Source organism: Aeromonas sp. CA23 (assembly GCF_002587065.1).
Classification (GTDB): Bacteria; Pseudomonadota; Gammaproteobacteria; order Enterobacterales; family Aeromonadaceae; genus Aeromonas; species Aeromonas bestiarum.
The window spans coordinates 3,809,409-3,829,823 of record NZ_CP023818.1 but is presented as its reverse complement, the minus strand read 5'-3'; the positions used below and the strand labels follow the sequence as shown (position 1 = coordinate 3,829,823).

The window sequence follows — 20,415 nt, the reverse complement described above, 5'->3', positions numbered from 1 at the left end:
AAAGCAGACTTGCTCAGATGACAGCCCGCCGCGCGTACTCGATGAATGCCTTCAACTTGGACGGTTGATCATGCCGGCTGGGGTAGTACAGAGAGAAGCCTGGAAAGGTCGGCGAGAACGGTGCAAGGACTCGCGTCAGGCGCTTTGCCTTGATGTGTGGCAGGGCCAGCTGCTCAAAGGTGTAGGCGATCCCGACGCCTTCCAGTGCCGCCTCCGTACTGAACAGGGTGTCCGTAATGGTCAGGTTGCCCTTGACCTCGTACTCGACGATTTCCTCATTCACCTTGAACTCCCATTTGTGGATCGCGCCTGTTCCGGCGAAGCGGAAGCGGATGCAGTTGTGCTGCACGAGGTCGTCCGGATGGCTGGGTGCGGGGAAGCGCGCGAGATAATCAGGAGAGGCGACGATGGCGACTGTGATGGGGCCACCAAGGGGAAGGGCGACCATGTCCTTGTGCAGATCTTCTCCCATGCGAATGCCCGCATCGAAACCCCGCTCGACGATGTCGACGAAGCCTTCGTCATTCGTCAGTTCAAGTTTCACGTTCGGATGCTCACGAAGGAAACCTGCCAACAGCGGTTGCAACACCATTGAGGTCGAAATGCGTGCGGCATTGATGCGTAATGTGCCGGTGGGCCCACCTTGCAGGACGTTCAGCTCTTCACCCGCCACAATGACCTGACCGAGTGCCGGGCCGATGCGGGCAAGGTAGTCCTCCCCAGCCTCCGTCAGGCTCACGCTGCGTGTAGTGCGATTGAGCAGGCGTACGCCGAGACGCGCTTCCAGCTGCCTGATCGCCTGGCTCAGCGCAGAAGGCGATACCTCCAGTTCGGCAGACGCGGCAGTGAAGCCGCGATGCTCCGCGACTTTCCAAAAGGCCATCAGGCCGTCGAGTTGATTGAGTTTCATATCTTGAAGCATAACTTCATATGGTGTGCAGGATTAAGCTATTTTTCTGCGCTAATGCGGCGCCTATAGTTGCCTTCACCGTGAAGGAGGAACCCATGAAAACCAATCCGCAAGATTGCCATGCCCTCGGGCCTCTTTCCCTCAGGTGTCGTGACGTCCTGGTCAGCGTGATGGACCCCACGACGCCGAAACCAACAGGCAAGTGAGAAGGCTCATCAGACCATTGATTATTGAGGAAAAGAAGACGATGAAAAACGTATTGATCATCAACGCCCATCAGTTTTTTGAAGGCATCTCCGGCGGCAAACTGAACAGCACCCTGGCAGGCGTCATCAAGCAAGAGATGGCAGCGCACGGCTATGCGGTGAAGGAGACATACATAGAGCAGGGCTACGATGTTCAGGGCGAGGTCGACAAGCATCTGTGGGCAGACATCATCATCCTGCAATCGCCGGTCTTCTGGTTCGGCATGCCGTGGATCTACAAGAAGTATGTCGATGAGGTATTTACCGCGGGCATGTTCCAGCAGCGCTTTCTGTCGGGTGATGGCAGGACGCGCGAGGATCCGCGCAAGCAATATGGCTCTGGCGGCAAGATGCATGGCAAGCAGTACATGCTGTCGCTGACCTGGAATGCACCGAGGGCGGCATTTGGCGATGCTGGGCAGATGTTGTTCGAGGGCAAAACGGTGGATGACGTCTTCGTCAGCAATACGGCCAACTACAGGTTCTGTGGCGTAGAGGTGTTGCCCTCCTTCTCGTGCTTCGATGTGATGAAGCAGCCGGATGTTGCAGGCGCTATTGAAGAATTGCGTGGCCATCTGGATGCCATCTTTGATCCCGTGGCGAGCCCCCTGTCTCAGGTGGAGAGCAAGATGGACGAGGCACTCACATCCCCTTGACGACGTCGGATGCTGGTCGACAACGAGGTGACGGTTACCGCTCAGTTGCTGGGCGTTCACCGTCTGCCTTGGCCTGTGATGTGCGATGAGCTGTCGCCACCAGTGACCACAATACTGGCCAACCCGCCAACCCGCCAACCCGCCAACCCGCCTGCCACCCGGTGCATGCGCCAAGGATCTCGAAGGCTCAAAAGGCGTCTCTTGGCTGACTACGAGGTTGTCATTGGCGTCGAAGTAAAGCCCGGGTTAGTCAACCAGACTCCTTTGGCTGATGCTGGAAACATCCTGGGGCACCCTTGCGTCACCGTGAGCCCGCCTATCTCTCGTGGAGGGCTCTTCGTCAGTCAGCCGTCGCCTGGTACTCCTGTCTATGTGACAGCTCGATCACCTGCTTATCGCTCCTTATCCGGGCATTGCATCCCCGACTCCCTGAGCATGAGCAAGGCGCAGCTCTTCGGCGCTGAGCACGAACTCTGGGCTGTCGGTGAGACGCTCGACTGCCAGATCGATGAAACGACGTACCCGGGCGGGCTGGGCAGCGCGGCTGCCGTAGTAGAGAAACAGGCTGTACATGTCTGTCATGTGGTCGAGCAGCAGGGGAACCAGGCGACCGGCCCGGATGTGCGCCGCCGCCGTCGGCCCGGCGATTTGGCCTATCACTTCTCCCGCCAGCACAGCGCCCAGCTCCACCGTCTCATCATTGGTCGATATAGCCGGACGAACGAGATGATCCTGCACGCTCTCACCAAGCTTTACATGCCAGGGAATAAGGTGGCCGGTGCCGGCATGACGAAACACGCTGCAGCGGTGCACGCCCAGATCGTGCAGCGTCTGCGGCACCCCATGTTTGCGCAGATAGGTGGGGGAGGCGCAGATGATGAGCTGCAAGGGAAACAGGCGGCGTGCGATCAGCCCATCCTGTGGCGAGAGCCCGATCCTAAGGCCCACATCGACTCGCTCCTCTACCCAGTTGCCGATGCGGTCATCGAGCTGCACATCGGGCTGGACCTCGGGGTAGAGCCGGCAGTACTCGTCCAGCACTGGGCCGATGATCATCTGCGCGACCGAGCGTGGCCCCACGATCCGCAGTGGGCCAGCGAATGCTTCCCGGGTCTGCCTCGCGGCCGACAGCGCCTGTTGTAGGCCGAGCAGGGCGGGTTGGGCGGCTTCCAGAAAACGCTGGCCCTCTTCGGTCAACGACATGCTGCGGGTGGTGCGATGAAACAGCCGCACCCCGAGATAGGTCTCCAGTTGCCTCAGTGCCTTGCTGGCGGCCTGAGGGGAGATCTGCTGGGCCTCGGCGGCCTTGCTGAGGCTGCCCAGTTCCACCGTGCGCACGAAGGTGGTGATGGATCTCAATTCGCTGATCATGGTCTTTCTCGTCGATTTACATCATTTAGTTGTAACTGATTCATCCATTTGCCGTCTAGTTCGATGTTTGTTGCCCATTTATAGTTCAGCTCATCGACAAGCCTCCCGGCATGAACCCAGACAGAGAGACGAGCAAGATGGACAATTTCAGCTTTTACAATCCGACCCGGATCGAGTTCGGCACCGGCAAGGAGCGCCTCATCGGCGAGATCCTGGCCCAGCACGGCATCAAGAAGGTGCTGCTGGCCTATGGCAGCGAGCGGATCAAGGGTGATGGCCTCTTCGCCACCGTGAGCGCCAGTCTGAACGAGCAGGGGATCCCGTTCGTGGCGTGCGGCGGCATCGTCAGCAACCCGCTCATCTCCAAGGTACGTGATGCCATCGCAGTGGCGCGGGAGCAGGGGGTCGACGCCATCCTGAGCGTCGGCGGCGGCTCCGTGCTCGACAGCGCCAAGGCCATTGCCGCAGGGGCCTTATATCAAGGGGATGTCTGGGATCTGTTCGTCGGCAAGGGGCAGATAGAGGCGGCGCTGCCGGTGTTTGCCATCCTGACTCTGGCTGCCACCGGCAGTGAGATGAACAGCGGCGCCGTGGTGACCAACGATGACACCAAAGAGAAGTTTGCCATCAACTCGGTGCACACCTTCCCGAAAGTCTCCATCGTCAATCCGGCGCTGATGCAGACGGTCTCTCGCGACTATCTGGTCTACTCGGCGGCAGACATCATAGCCCACTCCATCGAGGGCTACTTCACCGCCAAGGTGCAGCCGAAAATTCAGTCCCGCCTGGTGGAGTCCGTCATCGCCACCGTGCTGGAGACCACTGAGCAGTTGCTGGCGGATCCCGCCGACTACAACGCCCGCGCCGAGTTCGCCTGGGCTGCGACCCTGGCATTGAATGGTCTGACCTATGCAGGGACTTCGGGTTTTGGTTACCCCAACCACATGATCGAACACGCGCTCTCCGCCCTGTTCAATGTGCCCCATGGCGCCGGCCTGTCTGTGGTGATGCCCGCTTGGATGAAGTGGTTCCATGGTCAGAATCCGGCTCAGTTCGAACGCTTTGCTCAGCAGCTGTTTGGCTTGAACACCGCCGAAGAAGGCATTGCCGCCCTTGAAAAATGGTTCGACAAGATAGGCACGCCGACCCGCCTCTCCCAGCTCGGCATCACGGAGGCGGACCTGCCTGCCATCCTGGAGAACCTCAAGGGCAACGCCCGCTGGTTTGGCCTGGCCGAAACCTACACCCAGGACGTGCTGGCCACCATCCTTCGCAATGCCATGTGAGTGGCGGTGCCTCCCGGTCCTGTGTCAGGACTGAACCGCGCGTCGCCAGCCATCACACCATGGCGCGCTCCAAGGAGAGCGCCTTCCAAGAAAAGGGATCCATCATGCAAACACGTACTTTGGGTAACAGCGGGCTGGCAGTGTCGGCCATCGGTCTGGGCTGCATGGGGCTGAGCTTTGGCTATGGCCCGGCCACGGACAAGGGGCAGGCCATCACCCTGATCCGCCGCGCCCATGAACTGGGGGTGACCTTCTTCGATACCGCCGAGGCTTATGGCCCAGGCGATAACGAGTTGCTGCTGGGGGAGGCACTGACCCCGTTCAGGGACAAGGTGGTGATCGCCACCAAGTTCGGTTTCAAGCACGGCAAGACATCGGAGGGGCTGGACAGCCGCCCGGCCACCATCCGCGCCGTGGCGGAGGCGTCGCTGCGCCGCCTCAACACCGATGTGATCGATCTCTTCTACCAGCACCGCGTCGATCCCGATGTCCCCATGGAAGAGGTGGCTGGCACAGTGCGAGACCTTATCCAGGAGGGCAAGGTACGCCACTTCGGTCTGTCCGAGGCCGGTGTCGACTCCATTCGTCGCGCCCACGCCGTGCAGCCGGTGGCGGCGCTGCAGAGCGAATACTCCCTCTGGTGGCGCGAACCGGAGCAGGCCATCCTGCCGTTGCTGGAGGAATTGGGTATCGGATTCGTCCCTTTCAGCCCCCTCGGCAAGGGCTTCCTGACCGGAGCCATCAAGCCCGATACCCGTTTCGATGACGCGGATTTTCGCAACATAGTTCCACGTTTTGCCGAGGCGGCGCGTCAGGCCAACCAGCATCTGGTCGAGGTACTGAGCGACCTTGCGGCCAGCAAGGGGGTGACGTCTGCCCAGATTGCGCTCGCGTGGCTACTGGCACAAAAGCCCTGGATTGCCCCCATTCCCGGCACCACCAAGCTGCATCGGCTCGAGGAGAACCTGGGCGCAGCTCGGGTGGTACTGAGCACCACCGATCTGGGTGACATCCAGCGTGCCCTGGCCGGGATCAAGGTAGAGGGGGATCGCTATCCGTCACACCTGCAGAAAAACGTGGGTCGCTAAGGCTGGATCCTCAACAGGAGTCTCATGAATGCAGAACCCCTCTGTGCTCTCTCGCGCCGTCCCAAGGGGCCGGCGCTCTGTCTGGTTGCTAACAGGAGCCGTGATGGCAGGCATTTTTTCCTATGTATTGAAACCGGGCCTGCCCGCGCACCCTGACTCTTCCCAGTATCAGGCGGGTCAGTTCAGCAATGTCGTGGCTCTGCCGCAGCGCAGCACCTGGGAAGGGGTACGGCTCTGGTGGGACTTCTTGTTCGCCAAGCCTGATGGCACTGTGCCGGATCGCGCCATCCCGGTGCAGGCCATGACCCGTGAGGGGCTGATGGCCGCCCCGGACAACAGCGTGTGGCGCCTCGGCCACTCCAGTCTGCTGTTCAAATTGCAGGGCAAGTTCTGGCTGACGGATCCCGTGTTCAGCGAGCGCGCCTCGCCGGTGCAATGGTTTGGCCCCAAGCGCTGGCACGCACCGCCTATCACCCTGGATGCGCTGCCTCCCATAGAGGCGGTGATCCTCTCCCATGATCACTACGACCACCTCGACCATGACGCCATCCTGGCGCTGGAAGAGAAGGTCAGCCACTTCATCACGCCGCTCGGGGTGGGGGCGCGCCTGGTTGCCTGGGGTGTCCCCCGGCACAAGGTCAGGGAGCTGGATTGGTGGCAGAAGGCCCGGGTCGGCGGCATCGAGTTTATCGCCACCCCGGCCCAACACTTCTCCGGCCGTGGCCTTGGCGATGGCAACCAGACCCTGTGGGCCTCCTGGGTCATTCGTGGGGAGGGAGCCAATCTCTTCTTCAGCGGTGACAGCGGTTACTTCGATGGCTTCAAGGAGATCGGCAAGCGTTTCGGCCCGTTCGACGTGACCTTCCTCGAGACCGGGGCCTACGACAAGCGCTGGGAGTACGTGCACATGTTGCCGGCGCAGACGGCGCAGGCGTTTCACGATCTGCGCGGGCAGTGGCTCTATCCGATCCACAACGGCACCTTCGATCTGGCCATGCATGGGTGGGATGACCCGCTCGAGCAGATTGTCCGTCTGGCCGCCGAGCGGCAGATCCCATTGACCACTCCGGTGATAGGGGAGCCCCTGAACGTGTTGATCCCTCATGAGGGCAGCGCCTGGTGGCGCGATTGACACATTTTTAACGCACAGGAGTCGACAATGAACCCAATATCCGAAACCACGCTTGCCCAGGCTGAGGCAAAAGATCAGACGATACAGGTATTTTCCCCGGGGCTGGTGCCTGCAACCCAGGGTGCCAGCGAATTCTTCGTCGGGGATGTCTATGTGGATCAGCTGTATCAGGGCACGGCGCCTGCCGCCATCTCTGGCGGCCTGGTCAGCTTCACGCCGGGGGCGCGCACCGCCTGGCATACCCATCCTTTGGGCCAGACCCTCTACGTGGTCAGTGGGCTAGGGCGGGTGCAGATGGCAGAAGGCCCTGTCCAGGGGATCCGGCCAGGGGATCTGGTCTGGATCCCGGCTGGCGTGAAGCACTGGCATGGTGCGGCACCAGATACTCCCATGACCCACCTGGCGCTGGCTGAACGGCAGGATGGCCAGGTGGTGACCTGGCTTGCGCAGGTGAGCGAGGGTGATTATCGCACCTCCGTCTCCGGGGGCCGGAATTGAGCATGCGGGGGAATAACAGTCAGCCCGCAGCCGGAGCCGCACACCTTGGTAGCCAGCCCGAACGCGCTCATGCCCAGGAACTCAGGATCCTGATTATCCTGAGCGCCTTGATGTCGTTTGCCTCTATCTCCACCGACATGTACCTGCCGGCGTTGCCGCAGCTGGTCCATGACTTGAACACAGACATGACCCAGATCGAGCTGACCATCTCGACCTTTCTGATCGGTTTCAGCCTGGGCCAGCTGTTCTGGGGACCGGCGAGCGATCGCTATGGCCGGCGCTTGCCCATCATGCTCGGTATCGGACTCTTCATCCTGGGCTCGGTGGGTTGTGCTCTGGCCGAGACCGCCCCTCAGATGCTGGTGTGGCGCGTCATTCAGGCTCTGGGGGCTTGCGCCGGTCCCGTGCTGGCCAGGGCTATGGTCCGTGATCTCTATGCCAGGGAGCGGGCGGCCCAGATGCTGTCTACCCTGATCCTGATGATGGCGGTCGCGCCCCTGCTCGGGCCGTTGCTCGGGGGACAACTGCTGCTGTACTGGTCCTGGCGGGGGATCTTCTGGGTGCTGGCCATCATGGGCGTCGTGGCCCTGATCGCCATGCGCTACCTGCCCGAAACCCTGGCACCGGCGCGCCGAAGCCAGGCGTCTCTGGCCGTGACAATGAAAGATTATGCCGCCCTGGCGATGGACAGACGGTTGCTGCGCTTTGCCCTGGCCGGCGGCTTTTACTACGGCGGTTGCTATGCCTTTATCGCCGGGACGCCGTTTGCCTACGTCGATTACTACCAGGTGTCGGCGCAGGCCTATGGCTTGCTCTTTGGCGCCAATATCCTGGGGCTGATGGTGCTGAATTTCGTCAACACGCGCCTGGTGGCCAAGTGGGGGCCCGAGCGGCTGTTTCGTTATGGCGCCTGGGCTGCTGCCGCCTCCGCTCTCTGGCTGGCCCTCGATGCCTGGTGGGGACTGGGTGGGGTCGCCGGGTTAGCCGTGCCCATCTTCTGCTACATGTCGGTCAGTGGCTTCATCGTCGCCAACTCGGTGGCCAGCGCCCTGGCGCTCTTCCCGAAGCAGGCGGGCGCGGCCTCTTCCCTGGTCGGCGCCATGCACTACGGCAGCGGGGTGTTCAGTGCGGCCCTGCTCGGCTGGTGCACCGATGGCACCCCCTGGACCATGGGCTGGATAGTGGCGGTCGGGGGAGTGGGTTGCCTCGTCTTTGCACTGTGGCGAAGCACCGAGCCCGAGGTGTCTTGCGAGCCGATGTCGCAACCCGAGCCGGTGCGATAAGGGCGCTTGGCGATGACACCATGAGGAGCAACAGAGTGAAAAGCCCCGGTCAGTGCCGTGAAGGCACTGGCCGGGGCTATGGGGGTATCGTCAGATGTTCTTGTCGAAGAAGGCATCGATCCGGCTCATCGCCTGATCCACGTAGCGAGGCACCCAGTAGGTTTCAATGTGCGTCGCACCCTCGATGAGGAACAGCTCTTTATTGGCGGTGCCGGTGGCTTTCTTGAAGGCGCTTTCCGTCATGTAGCGTGAGTCCGCCTTGGTTCCCGCCATCATCAGCAGCGGTTGATTGATGAGCTCCATGTTGCTCTGGGCATCAAAGTTCATCAGGTCGAGCAGGCTACTGGTGGTGTAGCGGAACGTCGAATTGGGATGGGCATGGGTCTTCCAGTAGTACTCGTAGCCTTGGCGGTACAGCTCGAACGGCAGCTTGGCTATCTGTTCGTCGGTCAGGTTGGCATCGCCGGAGTAGCTCACCTCACCCGTGGTGACTTCTCTGGTGCGGGCATCGGTGGCCTGCTTCAGGCGCTCCTGCACGGTGGCGAGTTGAGAGTCCTGATATCCGTTGCGACGGACCAGCCCGGAGTCAAACATGCTGAGGGTCGCCAGGGCCTTGAAGCGCTTGTCGGTCTGGGCCGCTTTCAACGAATAACCGCCGCCACCGCAAATGCCAAGCAGGCCGATGCGTTCCTTGTTAACGCCGGGGTATTGGCCGAGGTAATCCGCCATGCCGTGAATGTCCTCGATGCGGTTTGCCGGTTTATCGACGCTGCGGGGCATGCCTCCGCTGGCCCCCTGGTAGGCGGCGTCCGCCGTGATGGTGATGTAGCCTTGATCTGCCAGGCGCTGGGCATAGAGGCCCGCGACCTGCTCCTTGACACCCCCGTTGGGGTGGGCAACGACCACGGCCGGGTAGGTTTTGGCGGGATCATAGTCGGCAGGGGTATAGACATTCGCGGCTATCTGGATGCCATGCAGGTCATATTTCACCGGGTGGAGGTTGACCCTGCCCTTGATGTTTTCGGTGATGGCCCCTTCATAGGCCAGGGTAAACGGATTTTGTCTGTGATCGGCGGCCTGGGCGGTGGCGGCAAAGCCTGCCAGCGCCGTCAGCACCATGGCATTGAGAAAGGTTTTTTTCATTTGGACTCCCGAGGGTAAGAGCGGCCTGGCTCCAGAGGCACGCGGTGGATATTGCCGGACAAGGGTAAGGGGAGGGGGCTGTCAGCCCCATGACGGGGAAATGACAATGCTGTCAGCCAGGTGGGTACTTGGCCTGGATTTCTGACACGGCTGTCAGCTTTCTGTCAGGGGAATGTTGGTAACGAATCAATAGGATGTGGCAATACGAAGTGGTATTCGTCACCCGTCTGGTCATAAAAGGAGTCTCTTATGGAGAGCAAACCAGCAGTGTTTACGCCCGATTCGCCCGCGATGCCGGCGCGACGCAAGTTGCTGATCGCGGGGGCCGGCATGGCCGCGGCCTCGCTGATCCCCCAGGTCAACGGGGCGCAGTCATCCCCACAGTCCCATGGAGGCGTCGCAGGTCCGCAGGGCCAGCCCGTTGCCGGGCCAGGAAGGCGCAAGCTGGGCGGGCTTGACGTCTCGGCCATCGGGTTGGGGGTGCAGAACATGAGCCGCAAATATGACACCTCAGTTCCCTGGCGCCCCGAAATGGTCAACATAGTGCGCAGGGCCTTTGATCAGGGGGTGACGTTCTTTGATGCCGCCGAGGCCTATGGTCCCTTCGAGGTGGAACGGATCCTGGGTGAGGCCGTGGCGCCCTTCAGAGACAAGATCGTCATCGCCACCAAGTTTGGCTGGAACATCGATCAACAGACAGGTGAGCGGCGTCCTGGGCTCAACAGTCGGCCCGAGCACATCAAGCAAGTCGTCGAGGGAATGCTCAAGCGCCTGCGCACGGATCGTATCGATCTGCTCTATCAGCACAGGGTCGATCCCCTCGTGCCTATCGAGGATGTTGCCGGTGCGGTGAAAGATCTGATGGATCAAGGGAAGGTGTTGCACTGGGGCCTGTCTGAAATGGGGATCAACACCTTGAAACGCGCCCACGCAGCGCTCCCCGTCACGGCGGTTCAGAGTGAGTATTCGATGTTATGGCGGGGGCCGGAACAGTCTGTGCTGCCGACCTGCGAAGCGTTGGGGATAGGGTTTGTGCCGTGGAGCCCGTTGGGGGTGCAGTTCCTGACCGGCTGGATCGACAAGAATACCCGCTTTGCCCCCGGCGATTTCCGGGGGACGGAATCGCGCTTCGCACCCGAAAATTTGGAGCATAACCTTGGGCTCGTGGCCGTACTGAAAACCTGGGCTGAACGCAAGAGTGCGACGCCCGGACAGATAGCGCTGGCCTGGTTGCTGGCCAGGAAACCTTGGATTGTGCCTATCCCGGGCACCACTAACATGGACCATATGCTGCAAAACACGTCGGCAGCGGCGATCCAGCTGAGCGCTGCCGAGATGACGGAGCTCACCCTATCCCTGGATGCCATCGTCATCAAGGGACAGCGTCTGCCGGACGCGGTGCAGGCCTATTCCGATGTGGAAGCCCCGCTGAAGCGCTGACTTGCTGGCCGATGGCGGGGATGAATGGAGGTAGGGCCCCGTCGGCACCCTGTTCATCCCTGCCATGAGCGTGAGCCCTGGATATAAGGAAGTGGATGCCATGCGTCTGTTGTTGGTAGAGGACGAAGAGAAGACCTCGTCATATCTTTGTCGCGCACTGGGAGAGTCGGGCTTCATGGTCGATGTCTCCGCTGAGGGGCCCGAAGGGCTCCATTTTGCGCTGGAGTACGAGTATGACGCCATTATTCTGGATGTGATGTTGCCTGGCATGGATGGCTATCGGGTGCTGGAGGGGCTTCGCGCGAGCAAGCAGACACCGGTGCTGATGCTCTCAGCGCGCGGATCAGTGGACGAGCGGGTCAAGGGGCTGCGTCTGGGGGCCGATGACTATCTGCCCAAACCTTTCTCGCTCATTGAGCTGGTTGCCCGTATTCAGGCCCTGGTGCGCCGTCGCGGGGTCGATGGGGCAGACATCACCCAACTGCAGATCCACGATATGCACCTGGATCTGCTGGCGCGTAGGGTGTCGCGCGCCGGTAATCGGCTGGAACTCACCGCCAAGGAGTTTTCCCTGCTCAGTCTGCTGGCTCGCCATCAGGGGGAGATCCTATCGAAGATGATGATTGCTGAGCAGGTCTGGGATATGAATTTTGACAGTGATGCCAACGTCGTGGAAGTCGCGATAAAACGGCTGCGTGCCAAGATAGATGCGCCTTTCGAGGTCAAGCTGCTGCACACGGTGCGCGGCATGGGCTATGTGCTCGAAGTCAGGCCAGACCTGCACCCTTGAGGGGAGGAAACAAGATGTTCACACGCTCCATCTCCGGACACCTGGCGCTGATGTTTGCCCTGAGTGCCGTCCTGATCGTCTCGGCATCCGGTCTGCTGCTGAGGAGTTCGCTCCATGACTCCTTGCAAAAGCAGATGCACAACGAGCTGTCGTTTCGTGAATCCTTGATGAGCCCCTGGATCAGTGCCCGCACCTCCAGCGAAGGGTGGTCAGTGCTCGCCAGCAAGTTCACTAATCTAGCCAGCTCCGAGGGGAACCGTGTTCACTATTGGATTGTCAGCGATGATCCCCGCTTCAGTGTGGGAGGCATACCGCCATCAGGGGTAGCCTGGGACGCTCTCAAGGAAGGGTTCAACAAATTGCCCGGCGCCTCCGAGGAGGCCTGCTCGCTCTTCCTGTTGGTGAAGACCATACCCGCCAATGGGGAAAGACCCGAGCTGCGCTATGTGGTGTCCATCGACTCGACTCCCTATATGAGCACACTGGACGCATTTACCCGCACGCTGCTGATCATCACTGTCCTTGGCGTGCTGATGGTTGCCTTGCTGGGGTATGGCGTTGCCCGGATTGGTCTGCGCCCTGTGGGGGCCTTGAGTCAGCAGGCCCATCGACTGGCGCCGGGAGACCATGGTCAGCGGCTGGACACAGACGCCTTGCCCGAGGAGCTGCAGCAGTTGGCCTCCTCGTTCAACGGGGTCTTGGCACGTCAGGAGGTGGCATGGCGGCAACTCGAGAGCTTCAATGCCGATGTGGCCCATGAGCTGCGGACCCCTCTCACTAATCTGATTGGCCAGACCCAGCTGGGGTTATCCCGCAGGCGTTCGCCGGAGGAGCTGGTCGACTTGCTCGGCTCCAATCTGGAGGAACTGGAGCGGATGGCTTCCATTGTCAATGACATGCTGTTTTTGTCCCATGCCCATGCGGGGGAGCATGCCTCCCAATTGGAGCGGGTTTCGCTGCGGGAAGAGACCCTCAAGACGGTGGAGTATGTCGAGCCCTCCCTCGCTGAAAAGCGGCTCTCATTGCAGTTGGAAGGGGATGTGATCGTTCATATCGACCGGCGTCTGTTCCATCGTTCACTCGCCAATTTACTGGAGAATGCGGCAAGGCACTCACCGCCCCAAGGAACCATCACCGTCAGACTGAGCCAGCGCGAGGAGCAGGCCTGTGTCGCTGTCTCAAACCCCGGTGATCCCATTGCGCCTGCCCATCTGTCTCGCCTGTTTGAGCGTTTTTACCGGGTTGACTCAGCCAGGGCCCGCAGCGACACCCATCATGGCCTGGGACTGTCTATTGTCCGGGCGGTGGCGATCATGCACCGGGGAGAGGTGTTCTCCCAGAGCGAGGACGGGGTCAATACCTTTGGGCTCACTTTTGCACTGTCCGCACAGAGGGGGCGGGCTCATGAATCAGATCCCGCGCTGGAGAAACGATTGGCACCCTCCATGCCCGGTCTATCCTGACAGGAACGTCAGCTTGAGGTCAGCCTGACGACATCTCGTGCTTGCTAGCATGGCAGTGGTTTAACCCCAAGCTCACTCACTAAAGGGACCTCGTTTCATGTCAGGAAAAATGCGTTATTTCGGTCTGCTGCTGCCTCTTATGAGTTGCGTCGCCATCGCGGCGGAGCAACAAGGTGCAGCCACCGGCATCGTCGTCGCGGGCAGCCAGGCGGCGGTGTACGGTTCGGCGGACAACTTTACCGGCCGGGTCCGGGTCGATCCGCTTTTCACGGCCGACCAGGCTATCCCGGTATCGGGTGCTTACGTCACCTTCGAGCCCGGGGCGCGCTCGGCCTGGCACAGGCACCCGGCAGGGCAGCGGCTCATTGTGACCTCGGGGGTCGGGTTGACCCAGCGGGAGGGTCAACCTGTGCAGATCATCCGTCCCGGAGACGTCGTCTCCTGCCCACCCGGGGTCAAGCACTGGCATGGTGCCACCCCCGGCAGTGCGATGACGCATCTGGCGGTGACCGGCAATGTGGACGGCAAGAGTGTTGAATGGATGGAGAAGGTGACAGATGAACAATACCAGGCACATTAAGGCCATCACGGCAGCGGCGCTGCTGCTCCTTGGCACTGGCCTGCCCTACGGGGTGGCCGCCAATGAGGGCGCCCCCCAGGTGAGCCAGCAAGGGTCAGTGACCGATACCCTGACCACGCGCCAACAGGCCATTCCCTTGATCGCCTCGGCGATGGCGACCAGCAACATGGAGAAGCTACGAGATGCCCTCAATCGGGGTCTGGATGCGGGGTTGACGGTGAATGAAGCCAAGGAGGTGCTCGTTCAGCTCTATGCTTATGCCGGTTTTCCTCGCAGTCTGAATGCCTTGAATGAGTTGATGAAGGTTGTCGAGGCCCGCAAGGCTCGGGGCATCAGCGATCCTCTGGGGAAAGAGCCCGTCACCCCCATCCCGGTCGGTGATGAACTGCGCCGAGTGGGGACCGCCAACCAGACCAAGATCTCGGGGGCACCGGTACAGGGTCCGCTCTTTGAGTTTGCCCCAGTGATCAACCAGTACCTGCAGACGCACCTGTTTGGCGATATTTTCGCTCGCGACAACCTGGACTGGCAGAGCCGTGAACTGGCGACGGTGGGGGCATTGGCTTCCATGCCAGGGGTGGAGGCCCAGTTGCTGTCCCATATGCGTGCCAGCCAACGGGTCGGCCTGAGTTCAGGTCAACTGCATCAGGTGGTGCAACTGCTGCGCGAACAAGGCGAGGTCGATGCCGCCACCCGGGCAGAGAAGGCACTTCAGCAGGCGCTGACCACCGCGACCAAATAGGGCAGTGGACATCACCAAGGAGCAGGCAGCATGTCAGATCACCATGATCCCACTCGAAGGAAGCTGCTGGCGGCGCTGCCAGGCTTGACGCTGGTGAACCTTCCCCTGGGGCAGGCCATCGCCAGTGTGGAGGCGCGACAACCCAACGGCAGTATCCTGGTCGCCTATTTCTCCCGAAGCGGCAATACACGCGTGATCGCGGGGGTGATCCAGCGCACGCTGCAAGCTGAACTGTTCGAGATAGTGCCAGCGAGCCCGTATCCGGCGGATTACTTTCAGACCGTCGCGCAGGCGCAGCGTGAGCGGGTTCTTGGGCTGACTCCCGCACTGAAACAGTCCGCCACCATGGCGGGCTATCACACTCTTTATGTCGGCTTTCCCGTCTGGGGGATGACGGTTCCCCCCGTGGTCAAGACCTTCCTGAGCGGCCATGATCTGGCGGGTAAGCGGCTGGTTCCTTTCATCACCCACGGTGGCTATGGCATTGGGGATAGCGAGGCGGTACTTGCCAGACTGGCGTCAGGTGCCCGGCGAGATGCACCACTGATCATGGAGTGCGATCAGGAGAGGCGAACGACCGAGACAGTAGCCCGGTGGCTGGAGGCCAGAGGGACTTGATCTCATCATTGGGCGAGGTAGACAGGTCATCGTCGTGATGGCGACAGGTGACGTTCATTACGTAAACAGGATTGATGCTTGATGCCAAACAAGGGAACACAACCATGAAGAGACTCAGTAAATCGTTGCTTTTTTGCATGCTGGCAGGGGTGCTTGTGGCCCCCGCTCATGCCGATCCCCTGGTTATTCAGGAGCAAGGCAGCTTTGCTGCGGGGGGATCCGTCGTCACCGCACCCGGCACCTTCGACCCCAAGAAACCACTGGAGCCTGCCGGTCAGAGCTACCATGGGGATCACGCCAGCGTCCTCTATCAGATCCCGTCCAACCCGCACAAATATCCGATCGTCATGCTTCACGGCGCGGGTCAGTCTTCCCGTACCTGGCAGACCACGCCGGATGGCCGGGAAGGTTTCCAGACCCTGTTCCTGCGCCGGGGGTTTGCGACCTATCTGGTCGATCAACCCCGTAGAGGCAGCGCGGGTCGCAGCATGGTGGAGGGAACAGTGGCCCCCAAGCCGGATGAGCAGTTGTGGTTCAATCAGTTCCGCCTCGGCGTCTGGCCGGATTATTTCAAAGACGTCCAGTTCTCGCAGGATCAAGCGGTGCTGAACCAGTATTTCCGCCAGATGACACCCAACACCGGGCCCTTTGATGTCAACGTCATCGCCGATGCCATGGCGGCTGTGGTGGACAAGAGTGGTCCGGCCATACTGTTCACCCACTCTCAGGGGGGCGGACCGGGCTGGCATACCGCCATAAAAAGCAACAAGGTGAAGGCCATAGTCGCGTTCGAACCAGGCAGTGGCTTCCTCTTCCCTGAGCAGGCGTTGCCAGCCCCCATGCCGAGTGCGTTCGATACCCTGAAGGGTGAGCCGGTGACAATGGCGCAGTTCATGAGCCTGACCAAGATCCCAGTGCTGATCCTGTATGGCGACAACATCCCAGACAAACCGACTGCCATGCCCGCCCAGGACAGCTGGCGAGTACGCCTGGCGATGGCCCGCCAGTGGCGGGATCTGGTCAACCAGCATGGAGGGGATGTCACTGTGGTTCACCTGCCCGAAATCGGCATCAAGGGCAACACCCACTTCCCCTTCTCCGATCTGAACAATGTTCAGATCGCCGATCTGGTGAGCCAGTTCCTGAAAGAGAAAGGTCTGCAATAACGACGGGAGACAGCAAGGGTGATGACGCGATTCATGAATATTGCTAATAAACCCTAGCAAGATCCCGGGTCTAATCTCGTCAATCCCCTTGCGTTATGCTGGGCACACATTGTTGGAAGGATATAGTCATGCACACAGTCAGACTCAATAACGATATAGAGATGCCCCTGCTGGGCTTTGGTGTCTTTCAGATGACAGACGCGGCAGAGTGCGAGCGTGCCGTCATCGAGGCCATCGACACCGGCTATCGGCTGATCGATACCGCCGCCTCCTATCAGAATGAGACCCAGGTCGGGAACGGGATCAGGCAGAGCGGCATCGGTCGCCGCGAGCTCTTTGTCACTACCAAGCTCTGGTTGCAAGACGCCAGCTACGAGGGAGCCAAGGCGCAGTTCGAGCGCTCCTTGAATCGCCTGCAGCTCGATTATGTGGATCTCTATCTCATCCATCAGCCCTACGGGGATGTCCACGGCGCCTGGCGGGCGATGGAGGAGTTGCAGCAAGCCGGCAAGATCCGGGCAATCGGCGTCAGCAACTTCCAGCCGGATCGGCTGGCGGATCTCATGGCGTTCAACAAGGTAGTGCCTGCCGTCAACCAGATAGAGGTGAACCCCTTCAATCAGCAACTGCATGCCGCACCCTGGATGCAGAGTCGACAGATACAGCCACAGGCGTGGGCCCCCTTCGCAGAGGGCAGAAATGGTCTGTTCCAGCACCCGGTGCTGACCGCCATCGGCGCAAAACGGGGGAAGAGCGTGGGGCAAGTCGTGCTGCGCTGGATCTTCCAGCGTGGCATAGCGTCGCTGGCCAAGTCGGTGCACAAGGAGAGGATGAAGGAAAACCTCGACATCCTCGACTTCGAGCTCAGTCAGGATGAGATGGTGCAGATAGCCGCGCTGGATACGGCGACCAGCGCCTTCTTCTCTCACCGCGACCCCGCCATGGTGGAATGGTTGACTCAGCGCAAGCTCGACGTCTGACAAGGGCAATCAGCAATGGCGTCGGGAGATGACAGACGCTTGGTGGCGCGGTTCGCCGCCAAGCGTTTTTCCTGCTGAGGGAACACAGTGCCCACGGTGGGAGAGGGGAGGCATCATGCCCGCAAGCGCACTGCGTCCAGGAACAGCCGAAAGGCGGGAGAGTTCTGGCGTCGGCTGGGGTAGTAGAGGTGATACCCGGGGAAACGTGGGCAATAGGGGGCCAGTACCGAGATCAGCGCCCCAGTGGCCAGATGGGGTTCAGCCATGTCTGAAGGCAGATAAGCCAGACCATGGCCTGCCAGCGCGGCGCGCAGTACGGGCGTGCCTGTGTTGAAGATGCACTGACCCTGTACATGGGCCTTGATGGGTTGACCATCTTGCTCAAACTCCCACAGCATAAGATTGTCATAGGTGGGCAGCCGCAGGCCGATGCATTGATGATCCGCCAGATCCTGAATGGTGTGCGGGGCCGGGTTGCGGGAGAGATAGTCGGGGGAGGCCACCACGACTATCTGCATATCCTGGCTGATACGCACCGCAATCATGTCTTTCTCCACCTGTTCCCCCAACCGGATCCCCGCATCAAATTTCTGCTCGACTATGTTGGTCAGGCCGTAATTGATATCGATTTCTACCTGAATGTCCGGGTACTCCTTGAGCAGTGGCGATATGCGCGGCCACAGGAAAGTATCTGCCGCATGCTCGGCAGTAGTGATACGGATCAAGCCTGCGGGTTTGTCCTTGAGCTCATTGAGCGCCGAGAGCTCATCCTCGATCCCCTCAAAATGCGGCTGCAGGCGTTCAAGCAGCCGCTCGCCTGCCAGGGTAGGGGAGACGCTGCGCGTGGTCCGGGTTAACAGCCGAATGCCCAGTCGCTCCTCCAGCCCCCTCATGGCGTGGCTCAACGCGGACTGGGATACCCCCAGGTGAGCCGCCGCGCGAGTAAAGCTGCCTTCTCTTGCCACCGCCATGAAGGAGATCAAGTCGTTGTAGTTGGTTTTTGCCATGAATTGCCCTGCCGAAGGTGGTGATAGGGGGGAGGTGTGTGCCGGCAGGGTAACCGCCGAGTCTGCATTATTACTAGCGTAAATTAATGAAATTTTCTCATAAACCCAATCTGATTATCCCGTCTAATCATGTTATCCAACAACCAGTACACTGCCGCCACTGAACACCACTAGGCGCTCACTGCATTACCGCCATGGGGCGGTGCACAGCGAAACCATGCCTGGCACGACACAGTGTCTCTGGCATGGCCGACAAGGAGATGTCGATCTGGCCTGTGGGCCTTCCACTATTGACGATATGAGAATGATGATGAAACACGCAATCACACTGCTGGCCTTCTTCGGCCTGATGAGTTCACCTCTGGCCATGGCCGCCATCCCTGCCAAGATCAACGCCATCCCCGGCGCTCTGATCGTGAACTGGCAGCCCCAAGACGCCAGACAGCGCATGGGAGATGCCCTCGAGGTATACAACGATACCGGCGATCTGCTGGCACGGGTTCCGGCCAAAATGTCGGGCCAGCAGCGAGTCGCGCTGCCCGCAAAGACACAGGGTGATTTGCGTCTGAGTCTGGGCGGCGAACAGGTGCAGTATCGCGTGCCGTTCGGTTTTGGTGGCGGTCAGGAATAAGCCGCTCATTCTCTTTGTGCTTCGTTTTGCGGGCAGGCTTCGTCTGCTGGGCCTGCCCGCATTTTTGCTGCCATAAGCAGAACTGACCAGAATATGTCCCCCTTATTTTCAGATCGGATGAATCCATCCGCTCTCGTCGAACTTCCCCATCAATGGACTATGTGAATATGACTGCCAGAACAGGTTTTACTGCGCGGCGTGCGGCGCCCTATCTGGTGGCCTTCTCGGTGGCATCTGCCCTGGGGGCTGCCCTCTATACCCACCAGAGTCAGGCCGAGGCGCCCGTTGTGGTCGAGGCTGCTGTACCTGTCTCCGTGAGCAGGATAATGTCCAATCGCGTCAAGCTGTGGGAGGAGTTCTCCGGCCGGTTGGAATCGGTGGAACGGGTGGAGCTCAGGCCCCGAGTGGCCGGCACCATACAGGGGATCCACTTTCAGGAAGGGGCATTGGTTACGCGCGGCGATCTGCTGATCACCATAGACCCAGCCCCCTACGCCGCCCAGGTGGCCCAGGCCGAGGCGGTGGTCGAGGCTGCGCGTGCTCGGTTGGCTCAGGCGGGATCCGATCTGACGCGTGCGCAGCGGCTGATTGCCTCCAGCGCCATCGCTCAGCGGGATCTCGATCAGCTGCACAACGCCAAGCTGGAAGCCGTCGCCAACTTGCGCGGCGCCGAGGCGAGCCTGCAAGCGGCCCGGCTCAACCTTGATTACACCCGGGTTACGGCGCCCATCTCGGGGCGGATTGGCCGCCTCGACATCACAGTGGGCAACCAGGTGGCGGCGGGACCGACGGCCCCTGTCATGAGCACTCTGGTCTCGGTGTCCCCCATCTATGCCAGCTTCGATGTGAGCGAGGCGACCCTGGGGCGGTTACAGGTGTCGCGCGAACAGATCAGTGACACCCCGGTACAGCTTGGCACCAGTGGGATGACGGGCACACCACTGGAGGGGCGTCTGCAATTTATTGACAACCAGGTGGACGCTGGCAGCGGCACCCTCAGGGTTCGTGCCACTCTGGATAACCGGGACGGCAGCCTGACCCCTGGTCAGTTTGCCAGGATCAGGCTGGGATCTTCCCGTCAGGTCGACGCCTTGCTGGTGAGCGAGCGGGCTATCGGCTCGGATCAGAGCAAGCAATTCGTCATGGTGGTGGGCGAGGGGAACCGCGCCGAGTACCGCGAAGTGAGCCTTGGCATGAGTGTCGAGGGTGAGCGTATTGTCACCCGTGGCCTGCAGCCCGGGGAGCGAGTCATCGTCAATGGTCTGCAGCGGGTACGCCCCGGCACACTGCTGGCGCCCAGCCCGATTGAGCCCACAGCACTCACGACCACCCAAGCCCGGACGACCAGTCGCGGCTGATGGCCGCGTCATTGCATCAGAGTCACAC

At 60.7% G+C, this 20,415-nt stretch carries 20 protein-coding genes; 16 read left to right on the top strand and 4 right to left on the bottom strand.

Annotated elements, in window-relative coordinates; all coding sequences use genetic code 11:
* Positions 1-13: 13 nt before the first annotated feature.
* On the bottom strand, positions 14-910 hold the full coding sequence (locus CK910_RS17760) for a LysR family transcriptional regulator (protein WP_033131994.1): 897 nt from the start codon (positions 908-910) through the stop codon (positions 14-16).
* A 247-nt stretch (positions 911-1,157) separates the two neighbouring features.
* Between CK910_RS17760 and CK910_RS17755 the strand changes: the two genes are divergently transcribed.
* Entirely contained in the window at positions 1,158-1,811 is a 654-nt protein-coding gene (locus CK910_RS17755; RefSeq protein ID WP_098984183.1) for an NAD(P)H-dependent oxidoreductase, read from the top strand.
* A 402-nt stretch (positions 1,812-2,213) separates the two neighbouring features.
* On the opposite strand, the gene CK910_RS17750 is transcribed toward CK910_RS17755, so the two are convergent.
* On the bottom strand, positions 2,214-3,182 hold the full coding sequence (locus CK910_RS17750; RefSeq protein ID WP_172955357.1) for a LysR family transcriptional regulator: 969 nt from the start codon (positions 3,180-3,182) through the stop codon (positions 2,214-2,216).
* A 137-nt stretch (positions 3,183-3,319) separates the two neighbouring features.
* Here CK910_RS17750 and CK910_RS17745 point away from each other — a divergent pair, with 137 nt between their 5' ends.
* The 5 genes from CK910_RS17745 to CK910_RS17725 all read left to right on the top strand — a co-directional run bounded on the left by CK910_RS17745 (position 3,320) and on the right by CK910_RS17725 (position 8,469).
* On the top strand, positions 3,320-4,468 hold the full coding sequence (locus tag CK910_RS17745) for an iron-containing alcohol dehydrogenase (protein WP_098984182.1): 1,149 nt from the start codon (positions 3,320-3,322) through the stop codon (positions 4,466-4,468).
* Positions 4,469-4,572: 104 nt separating this feature from the next.
* Positions 4,573-5,556: an aldo/keto reductase gene (locus tag CK910_RS17740; protein ID WP_098985151.1), complete on the top strand. Its 984-nt coding sequence runs from the start codon at positions 4,573-4,575 to the stop codon at positions 5,554-5,556.
* 103 nt (positions 5,557-5,659) lie between these two features.
* Positions 5,660-6,688, top strand: a complete 1,029-nt coding sequence (locus tag CK910_RS17735; RefSeq protein WP_172955356.1) for an MBL fold metallo-hydrolase — start codon at positions 5,660-5,662, stop codon at positions 6,686-6,688.
* A gap of 27 nt (positions 6,689-6,715) precedes the next feature.
* The gene (locus CK910_RS17730; RefSeq protein ID WP_098984181.1) at positions 6,716-7,186 is read left to right on the top strand and encodes a (R)-mandelonitrile lyase; all 471 of its coding nucleotides are present in this window, start codon (positions 6,716-6,718) and stop codon (positions 7,184-7,186) included.
* A gap of 2 nt (positions 7,187-7,188) precedes the next feature.
* Positions 7,189-8,469: a Bcr/CflA family multidrug efflux MFS transporter gene (locus CK910_RS17725; RefSeq protein WP_098984180.1), complete on the top strand. Its 1,281-nt coding sequence runs from the start codon at positions 7,189-7,191 to the stop codon at positions 8,467-8,469.
* Between the two features lie 90 nt (positions 8,470-8,559).
* Here CK910_RS17725 and CK910_RS17720 read toward each other — a convergent pair whose 3' ends face one another.
* Positions 8,560-9,612: an alpha/beta hydrolase gene (locus tag CK910_RS17720; protein ID WP_172955355.1), complete on the bottom strand. Its 1,053-nt coding sequence runs from the start codon at positions 9,610-9,612 to the stop codon at positions 8,560-8,562.
* 249 nt (positions 9,613-9,861) lie between these two features.
* Between CK910_RS17720 and CK910_RS17715 the strand changes: the two genes are divergently transcribed.
* The 8 genes from CK910_RS17715 (at position 9,862) to CK910_RS17680 (ending at position 17,391) form a co-directional block, all read left to right on the top strand.
* Complete coding sequence (locus CK910_RS17715) at positions 9,862-11,052, top strand: aldo/keto reductase (RefSeq protein WP_253852717.1); 1,191 nt, start codon at positions 9,862-9,864, stop codon at positions 11,050-11,052.
* 100 nt (positions 11,053-11,152) lie between these two features.
* Entirely contained in the window at positions 11,153-11,842 is a 690-nt protein-coding gene (locus tag CK910_RS17710; protein ID WP_049637335.1) for a heavy metal response regulator transcription factor, read from the top strand.
* Between the two features lie 14 nt (positions 11,843-11,856).
* Positions 11,857-13,305: a heavy metal sensor histidine kinase gene (locus tag CK910_RS17705; protein WP_098984179.1), complete on the top strand. Its 1,449-nt coding sequence runs from the start codon at positions 11,857-11,859 to the stop codon at positions 13,303-13,305.
* A gap of 97 nt (positions 13,306-13,402) precedes the next feature.
* Complete coding sequence (locus CK910_RS17700) at positions 13,403-13,885, top strand: (R)-mandelonitrile lyase (RefSeq protein ID WP_098984178.1); 483 nt, start codon at positions 13,403-13,405, stop codon at positions 13,883-13,885.
* Entirely contained in the window at positions 13,863-14,627 is a 765-nt protein-coding gene (locus CK910_RS17695; RefSeq protein WP_098984177.1) for a carboxymuconolactone decarboxylase family protein, read from the top strand. Before CK910_RS17700 ends, CK910_RS17695 begins: the two co-directional genes overlap by 23 nt.
* Before the next feature lie 30 nt (positions 14,628-14,657).
* Complete coding sequence (locus tag CK910_RS17690; RefSeq protein ID WP_098984176.1) at positions 14,658-15,245, top strand: flavodoxin; 588 nt, start codon at positions 14,658-14,660, stop codon at positions 15,243-15,245.
* A 104-nt stretch (positions 15,246-15,349) separates the two neighbouring features.
* The gene (locus tag CK910_RS17685) at positions 15,350-16,411 is read left to right on the top strand and encodes an alpha/beta hydrolase (RefSeq protein WP_098984175.1); all 1,062 of its coding nucleotides are present in this window, start codon (positions 15,350-15,352) and stop codon (positions 16,409-16,411) included.
* A gap of 128 nt (positions 16,412-16,539) precedes the next feature.
* Positions 16,540-17,391: an aldo/keto reductase gene (locus tag CK910_RS17680; protein WP_098984174.1), complete on the top strand. Its 852-nt coding sequence runs from the start codon at positions 16,540-16,542 to the stop codon at positions 17,389-17,391.
* Positions 17,392-17,504: 113 nt separating this feature from the next.
* Here the strand turns inward: CK910_RS17680 and CK910_RS17675 are convergent, their stop codons facing one another.
* Entirely contained in the window at positions 17,505-18,398 is an 894-nt protein-coding gene (locus CK910_RS17675; protein ID WP_098984173.1) for a LysR family transcriptional regulator, read from the bottom strand.
* Positions 18,399-18,708: 310 nt separating this feature from the next.
* Between CK910_RS17675 and CK910_RS17670 the strand changes: the two genes are divergently transcribed.
* Positions 18,709-19,029, top strand: coding sequence for a hypothetical protein (locus CK910_RS17670; RefSeq protein WP_238155555.1), 321 nt, complete (start codon positions 18,709-18,711; stop codon positions 19,027-19,029).
* 167 nt (positions 19,030-19,196) lie between these two features.
* On the top strand, positions 19,197-20,387 hold the full coding sequence (locus CK910_RS17665) for an efflux RND transporter periplasmic adaptor subunit (protein ID WP_098985147.1): 1,191 nt from the start codon (positions 19,197-19,199) through the stop codon (positions 20,385-20,387).
* Positions 20,388-20,415 lie beyond the last annotated feature (28 nt).